4 protein-coding genes are annotated in these 4,741 nt (G+C 66.7%); 3 read left to right on the forward strand and 1 reads right to left on the reverse strand.

Going from position 1 to position 4,741, the window contains the following annotated elements; genetic code table 11:
• The first annotated feature begins 165 nt into the window (after nucleotides 1-165).
• The 3 genes from AQJ67_RS25770 to AQJ67_RS25780 are packed head-to-tail and all read left to right on the forward strand — an operon-like array spanning nucleotide 166 to nucleotide 4,036.
• A complete protein-coding gene (locus AQJ67_RS25770; RefSeq protein ID WP_079056163.1) occupies nucleotides 166-1,269 on the forward strand; it encodes a tyrosine-type recombinase/integrase in 1,104 nt (367 codons plus the stop codon).
• Nucleotides 1,270-1,283: 14 nt separating this feature from the next.
• Nucleotides 1,284-1,631, forward strand: coding sequence for a helix-turn-helix domain-containing protein (locus AQJ67_RS25775; RefSeq protein WP_062721555.1), 348 nt, complete (start codon nucleotides 1,284-1,286; stop codon nucleotides 1,629-1,631).
• A complete protein-coding gene (locus AQJ67_RS25780; RefSeq protein WP_062721557.1) occupies nucleotides 1,628-4,036 on the forward strand; it encodes a site-specific integrase in 2,409 nt (802 codons plus the stop codon). The genes AQJ67_RS25775 and AQJ67_RS25780 overlap by 4 nt, the downstream gene beginning before the upstream one ends.
• On the opposite strand, the gene AQJ67_RS25785 is transcribed toward AQJ67_RS25780, so the two are convergent.
• Nucleotides 4,011-4,637, reverse strand: a complete 627-nt coding sequence (locus AQJ67_RS25785) for a nucleotidyltransferase family protein (protein ID WP_062721559.1) — start codon at nucleotides 4,635-4,637, stop codon at nucleotides 4,011-4,013. The two genes, AQJ67_RS25780 and AQJ67_RS25785, sit on opposite strands and share 26 nt — an antisense overlap.
• Nucleotides 4,638-4,741: the final 104 nt, after the last annotated feature.

A 4,741-nucleotide genomic window follows, 5' to 3' on the forward strand; every position in this document is an offset into this window, starting at 1 on the left:
CGACCCTCGGGAATTGCATCAGGCGGGCGATAAGTCGCAGGTCGCCAGCTCACGGCGAGGGCCTGACGCACTCCGAGGCTACTACGACCTAGCCGCCTGAGCAGGCAGTTTGCCACCGTGATCCCGTCTGATGCAATATCTGCCCTCCAGAAGGGATGGTCTGGAGTGGTGCATCAGCAGAAGGTGGCCCTCGCTGGGTCGGCTCGCATGGAGCTTGTCTCCGGTGTGGTCCAGCTGCGTCCGGAGGACGCGATGTTCGACGCGATGCTGAGGGGTTGGCGGGCTCAGCAGAAGTCGCGGGGGCTGAAGGACGAGACGATCGACCCGAGGGAACGGCTGATCCGCCGGTTCCTCGATTTCGCGAACGAGTACCCGTGGCAGTGGACGCCGGCCCACATGGACGAGTGGTCGGCCTCTCTGTCGAGCGAGAAGCACCTGGCACCGTCCACGATCCGCAGCTACCAGGGCACGGTTCGGCTGTTCACCGACCTCCTCATCGACGCCCGCTACGGCTGGGGCCCGGCATGTGAAGAAGCCTTCGGCGCTTATCCGGTGGCCATCGCTCACGAGTGGAATACCCTCCCGCACCTGCAGGATTACGAGGGCGATCCGGAAGCGAGGCCGTTCACGAGGGAAGAACTGCAGCGGTTCCTCGACTACGCCGACGACCAGGTCGCCCGCGCCGTGAAGTCCAAACGCAAGGGAGCCCTCGCTGCTTACCGTGACGCCACCCTCTTCAAGGTCATCTACGGCTGGGGACTTCGCCGGACCGAGACGTCCAAGCTGGACGTGGTCGACTTCGGACGGAACCCGAAGGCTCGCCAGTTCGGGCGGTACGGCACGCTCAACGTCCGTTATGGCAAGGCGAAGAAAGGTCAGCCGCCACGACGTCGGAACGTGCTGTCGGTGATGGACTGGGCCGTCGAGGCGGTCGCCGACTACGTCGAGAACGTCCGGCCGCGCTTCGGGTTCCCCGATCACCCGGCTCTCTGGATCACCGAACGCGGCGGACGCCTCCAGCCCGGCTCTATTAACGACCGGTTCGAGGCATACCGCGACGCACTAAAACTCCCAAAAGACCTAGTTCCGCACTCAATCCGTCATTCATATGTCACACATTTGACCGAAGACGGAGTGGATAGGCGATTTATCCAGCAGCAAGTCGGTCACGAGTGCGACAGCTCCACGGCCATCTACACGCACGTCAGCGACGACTTCATGAACACTGCCCTGAGCAAGGCACTGGCCCCGGCGTTCGCCGGCGTCTGACGAGGAAGGACCCGATGATGGCCGCCAAGCTCGACTACCACTGGCACCTGCGCAAGGTCATGGCGGACCGCGGGATGTTCTCCACCACCGACCTCATCCCGCCGCTGAAAGAACGCGGCATCAGCCTGTCGTCGAGCCAGGTCTACCGGCTCGTCGTCGAGCGGCCCGAACGCCTCAGCCTGAAGATCCTCATGGCCCTGCTCGACATCCTCGACTGCACCATGGACGACCTCATCGAACCCATCGCCGCAGCCGACTCCACGACGAAGCCGAAGAAGGCCGCCGCAGGCGGGTCTTCGGTCTCCGAAGGAGTCGGCGAACTGCGGCCAAGGCGAGCCCGGATCACCGGTGTTGACCGGTGACCGAGAACTCTGAGGAAGTCCTCGCCGATCCAGTCGGCACGATCGTGCGGCTGGTCAGCAACGTCGAGAAACACTTGGACACCGACCGCGTCCGTGACATCGTCTGCGACCTCGTACGCTCACGAGCCGGCCGCCGCAACCTCGCCCAGGCACTCCACGACAACCCCTCGCTGCTGCGGACCGGCAAGCCACCCGCACCGTTCCGCGTCGCCAAGCTGCTGATGGCCCTCCGTGAAGCAGGTGCCCAGGACGTCGCCCTGCCCCACTGCGGCGAATGCGGTCGCCCCCGCCCCTACGTCGGCAGCCGCTCGGGCGGACGCTGGGGATGCTCACCCTGCTTCGACAAGCCCGCCATCTGCGCGGGCTGCCACCAGCAGCGGCGAGTCGTCAGGCGCGACCGCCATGGCCAGCCCCGATGCGCCAAATGCCCCGACACCGACGGCGATCCCGTCAAGGAACTCACCCAGCTGATCACCGGCCTCGACTCTGCGCTCGATGAGGACACCGTCCGGACCGCTCTCGAACGCGCCACGAAACGGCCCGCCGGGCAGTACCGACTGGCCTGGGCCGTGATCGACCGCCCCGAACTGCTGACCAGCGCCGGGCACGAGGCGCCCACTCCGGCGGTGCTGCGGTTCATCAGCGAACTCGTCGCCGGCGGCGCCACCACAGTCGTCAAGCCGGCCTGCCCGCGCTGCCACGGAGTGAAGGCGCTGTCCAAGCTCCTGGACGGTCAGCGGATCTGCCGGGCCTGTTTCGCCAAGCACGCGGCCGTCCCCTGCGCACGCTGCGGCGCCGTCCGTGAACCCGCCACCCGGGATGCCGCCGGCCAGCCGCTGTGTCCCACCTGCCTGATCCGCGACCCGGTCAATCAGGAAGTCTGCGTCGGCTGCGGCCGCCGTCGACCGGTCGCCGTCCGTCTCGCCGACGGTGTCCGCTGCCCCAGTTGCAGGCCGAAGGAGATCCAAGAGTGCGGGCATTGCGGCCGCACCGCCCCTTGCGAGATGTCCCGGGCCACCGGGCAGCCCTGGTGTGAACGCTGCCAGCAGCGATGGGCGACCTGCACCGGCTGCGGCACCGTTGCCCAAGCCCGCGGCGGCAGCTTCGAGGAGCCGCTATGCGCGAAGTGCACCAACCCCAACCCCAAATTCTGGGGACGCTGCCCGGTCTGCGAGACCACCTGGCAGCTCAGCCCCCGGGCCTGCCAGCGATGCGTCCTCGACCAGAGAATCCGCGATCTACTCGGCAACGACACCGGCACCATCGGCCCTGAACTTGTGCCGTTCCACGAGGCATTGACGAGTGCCGAGCGCCCCGATGTCGCTCTGGCCTGGATCTCCCGGCCCAAGGTCCAGGACCTGCTGGAACGCATCGGCGACGAACGCCGCGTCACCCACGACATCCTCGACGGCCTTCCCGCGGGCAAGGTGCTCGCTCACCTTCGCAGCGTCCTCGTCGCCACGGGCGCCCTGACGCCTCGCGACGAACGGCTCGTCGCCCTGGAGAAATGGATCACCGAAACGGTCCAGGCCCGCACGGACCTCACCGCACGCCGGATCCTGCACGGCTACGCGGTCTGGCACCACCTGCGCCGACTCCGCCGGCGCATCGGCGACCAGCACACCACCCAGCTCCAGGACCTCAACGTTCGCTGCCACGTCACCGCCGCCGACAACTTCCTCACCTGGCTCGCCGCCCAGGGACTCGCCCTGGACGCCTGCACGCAAGCCGACGTGGAACGTTGGATGACCGATCCCGCCTTCACCTACCGTGAAGAGACCGGCCACTTCGTCCGCTGGTCCGTACAGCACCGCCATGCCCACGGCCTCACCTTCGGCACCGTCCGCTGGACGGGCCCGCAGGGCACCATCGACAGCGAGAAACGCTGGGCCGACGCGCGACGCCTCCTCAACGACGACACCCTGCCCACCGCGGACCGCGTCGCCGGACTGCTGCTGATCCTCTACGCACAGAAGATCTCCACCATCAGCCAACTCACCGTCGACGACGTCCATATCACCGACGAGACCGTCGCGATCACCTTCGGGACCTCGCCGGTCGTCCTCCCCATGCCGCTGGCCACCCTGGTCCGCGAACTCCTCGCCAACCGGCAAGGCAAAGCCAAGATCGGCACCCCGGACGACGTCCCCTGGCTCTTCCCCGGAGGCCAGCCAGGTCGCCCGCTCAGCGACAGCCAGATCGGCCTGCGACTCCACAAGATCGGCATTCGCCCCCAACAGGACCGCTCCACAGCCCTGTTCACCCTCGCAGCAGAACTCCCCGCCGCGATCCTCGCCCGGATGCTCGGCGTCCACATCCAGGTCGCCGTCCAGTGGCAGAAGGCATCCGGCGGGGACTGGGCCGCCTACGCCGCCGACGTCAGTCGCCGGACGATTCCGACGTGACACTTGTGGAAGGCCAGTCCAGGACAGTCAGTTCGGGCCATTGCTCTCGCCACCGCGCCGCCTTCGTCTCATAGACCACCCGGGGAGCAAGCACCGGGTTTGGCCGAACAACGAGGTTGAACACGTCCGACAGGCCGTGCGGTGCATACACGCGCCACTGACCGTCCGCCTCCACGCGTACTCCGAGGCAGCACGTCGTGGCGGCGAAACTGTCGATCGCCGCCTCGGTGCAGTCATACGGCGGACACGCCACCCCGAACTTGTCCTCATACCAGAGGTGGACCCGTGCCTCGTTGCGGATCTCGACCTCTACAGGCAGGTCGGCGAAGATCTCTCGCCCAGCCTTGATCACCGCGTCTTCGGCTTCCCAGGACAGATCACCGGCGTCGAAGTAGAAGACGTCGTAGTCCTTGATGCCGTTGGTCGGCGGGCTGTCCGTGACGACGTTCCACACGGTCTGGAACAGACAGCCAGCCGTCACATACCACCCGGGGAGATCCAACGTCACAGCCCGCGCCAACACCTCCATCAACATGCCGTTACGGGACAGAACTGCACGAAGGGATTCGAGTTGCTGATCGAGAGGGAGTCGGCTGATCATCAGCCCTGCCTACCACAGCTCGTGCACCGGAGGGGTCAGAGCTGCCTCAAGCACCCCCACGGCCGGGAGGTATTCCGGGAGTTCCAATACCCGACTCCACCATT

Source organism: Streptomyces caeruleatus, from assembly GCF_001514235.1.
Lineage (GTDB): Bacteria > Actinomycetota > Actinomycetes > Streptomycetales > Streptomycetaceae > Streptomyces > Streptomyces caeruleatus.

Excerpts from the sequence above, each read along its gene's own strand:
- AQJ67_RS25785 (WP_062721559.1), bottom strand. The coding sequence starts at position 4,637 with ATGATCAGCCGACTCCCTCTCGATCAGCAACTCGAATCCCTTCGTGCA.
- AQJ67_RS25775 (WP_062721555.1), top strand. The coding sequence starts at position 1,284 with ATGATGGCCGCCAAGCTCGACTACCACTGGCACCTGCGCAAGGTCATG.